General features: G+C 38.2%; 3 protein-coding genes. 2 read left to right on the forward strand and 1 reads right to left on the reverse strand.

Translation table 11 applies throughout. From position 1 onward, the window contains the following. Positions 1-84 precede the first annotated feature (84 nt). Positions 85-630, reverse strand: a complete 546-nt coding sequence (locus tag CP357_RS09765; protein ID WP_087176914.1) for a guanylate kinase — start codon at positions 628-630, stop codon at positions 85-87. Between the two features lie 94 nt (positions 631-724). On the opposite strand from CP357_RS09765, the gene CP357_RS09770 reads away from it, so the two are divergent. Next, a complete protein-coding gene (locus tag CP357_RS09770; RefSeq protein WP_025006464.1) occupies positions 725-1,024 on the forward strand; it encodes a DUF2187 family protein in 300 nt (99 codons plus the stop codon). A 92-nt stretch (positions 1,025-1,116) separates the two neighbouring features. After that, entirely contained in the window at positions 1,117-2,622 is a 1,506-nt protein-coding gene (locus CP357_RS09775) for an O-antigen ligase family protein (protein ID WP_098037205.1), read from the forward strand. Positions 2,623-2,677: the final 55 nt, after the last annotated feature.

Here is a 2,677-nt window from a genome sequence, read left to right on the forward strand (position 1 = left end):
GGCCCTATCCATCCCCGCATTAAAATACGGGGATTTTCGGGCGTTTTTCATTAAAAAAATCTTGTAAAATTAAGGGCTTTCAAATCACTTTTCAAGCCTTGCTGTGATTGAATCTAGCTTACTCTTGGTTTCTGATAGATTATCATTAACTAATATGTGTGCGTAATCTTTCAAGTCTTCCGGCAACAGATTTAATTCACTGCCGCTGAGTCGTTCTTTGATCTTTTCGGGATCATCTCCTCGCTTTAAAAGCCGCTCTTTTAATTCTTCTTTAGTCGAAGTTGTGACATAAAGAAAATAAACTTTATTGCCTAATTGTTTCAAATAAGTATAAACACCTTTAATATCGACAATTAAAGAAACGAGATCGCTCTTTTTCCAAGCAAGGTTTAAGGCTTCACGACTTGACCCATATTGATAAGAGCCATATCTGACGTGCTCAAAAAAGTGCAACGTCTTGAAGCTTTCATCCGTTTCAAAATGATAGGAGACATTCTGCTTTTCCCCTGGTCTCATTGGACGCGTCGTGTGTGTCAAAACACGTGGTATGCCATATTTTTCATTTAAATAATCAGAAATCGTTGTCTTTCCGGCGCCGCTCGGGCCCGCGATCAAAATTATTTTCTTCAAAAGAAAGTCCCCCACTTGAAAATGTTGCTCATCTATATTAACATTCCAATGTTACAAAAGACCAAGATTTTTTATCAAGAGAGGAGATAACTCCATGAAAAAAGCAGATGTAAAAGTTGGCGCAATCGTTGGTGCCAAGTCAGAAGAAGAACTTAAGAAGCCATTCCAAGGTAAGGTAGAAAAAATTTATGAAAATTCTGCTCTCTTAGCTATCACTTCATACGATCCAGTTGATGCCACTGCAATTAGTGACTTGAACAACAAGATTGTGGTCAACTTCAAAAACTTAAAGGCTGCTCGTGCCGCTAAAAATAGTAAGATTGCTTCAACTAACGAAGTTAAAGTTGAAAAGATTGCTAAAACTAAAAAGGCTAACAAAGACAGCAAAAAGTAAAACAAAATTCAAAAAGATCCTGGGTAATATTTACGCAGGATCTTTTTTTGCCTAAAATTAATACAATATCGATCTATTTAGGGAGATTTTTTATGAAAGAGAAAACTCGAACCGTTTTATTCTGGTTCATCCTTATTCAGCCGTTTTTGGACCTTTATTGGTTTTATCATGGCAAATTGGCTGACGTCTTGCCGTTTACTTTGCCTACAATCATTAGAATTTTGGCTGTTTTTGTTATCTTTTGCATGTTCTTTAGTCAAAAACAGAATTGGCAAAAATTGGGTAAAAACAAATGGCTACTGTTTTATTTAGCCTTGCTAGTAATTTACTCGGCTCTACACTTGTTACACGTGAAACATTTTAATAGTATTAATTCAAATGATTACAACTATTCGACTGTCAGTGAAATCTTTTACCTTATTAGAATGCTTTTACCACTTCTGGTAATTTTCTTCACTACCGCGTTAGATTTCACCCACGATCAATTCAGACATGTAATTGAAGGAATCAGCGGACTATTTTCATTCACCATCGCGATCAGCAACCTTTTCGTGATTTCACTTAGAAGTTACGAAACCGGCCCGATCAGTGCCAATATTTTTGAATGGTTCTTCAATCCTAACATCGGCTATTCCCACATGGCTTCTAAAGGCTTCTTCAACTTTGCCAACATGGTCTCGGCCGTACTATTCATGCTAGTGCCCCTGATGCTCTACTTCATGTTCAGTCATTTTAATTGGAAAACCGTTACTTTAAATGTCGTGCAGGCCCTCGCAATGATCGAACTTGGAACTAAAGTCGCGCTAATCGGCTTAATTGGTGGCATTATCATCGGTATTTTGCTCTACTTTTTCCATTTGTTCATTGTCAAAGATGTCATCAAGAACGGCAAGGCAATTTTAGTAGCGCTGATAATCGAAATTGGTGCGATGGCGATTATCCCCTTCGGTCCAGCAATCCAGCGTTACAATTATGAAAAGTTTTTAGCGCAACAATCTGATAACAGCTTAACTGTTGCTAAGAAAGAATTAGCCGCTGGTCTTAAAAAATATCCAAGCGGCGAAAAACGGAAGCAATTTTTAATCGAATTTATCGAAGAGCATTATCAAGATTATGCCCTAAACAAAAAGTTTGTCACTAAGAGCTACCCTTACAAATATGATCCAGAATTTTGGCTTAAGATCATGAACGAGCCGGGAACTGCGCGGATGCAAAACCGTCACGTTGAAAGGGCTATGCTAGATCAAGTAGTTAAGACTAACAATAATAAGTTGGACAAGTTCTTAGGTATCTCATATACCCGTGAGACCAACATTTTTAACCTAGAGCGAGACTTCACCAGTCAGATCTATTCATTAGGTTGGATCGGGATGTTGCTATTTGTTGGCCCGTACGTAGCAATCATGCTGTACGCTTTTGTTAAATGGCTAATGAATAGAAGAAAACGCACCTACCTGATTAGTTCCATGCTGCTTTCAATCGCTTTTATGCTGTTTGCGGCATTTTCGTCAGGCAATGTCATGGACTTTTTAACCGCCAGCTTCATCTTAGCCTTCGTTGAAGGCGAATTATTAGCTGAAATTAAAGCCAAAAATTAATAGAGTAGAGGGAGTTTAATTCTCGCCCCTCTCATTGCACCGGACGTACGGTTCC

The organism is Lactobacillus sp. UMNPBX6, assembly GCF_002553975.1.
In the GTDB taxonomy this organism is placed as follows: Bacteria; Bacillota; Bacilli; order Lactobacillales; family Lactobacillaceae; genus Lactobacillus; species Lactobacillus gallinarum.

Excerpts from the sequence above, each read along its gene's own strand:
- CP357_RS09770 (WP_025006464.1), top strand. The coding sequence starts at position 725 with ATGAAAAAAGCAGATGTAAAAGTTGGCGCAATCGTTGGTGCCAAGTCA.
- CP357_RS09775 (WP_098037205.1), top strand. The coding sequence starts at position 1,117 with ATGAAAGAGAAAACTCGAACCGTTTTATTCTGGTTCATCCTTATTCAG.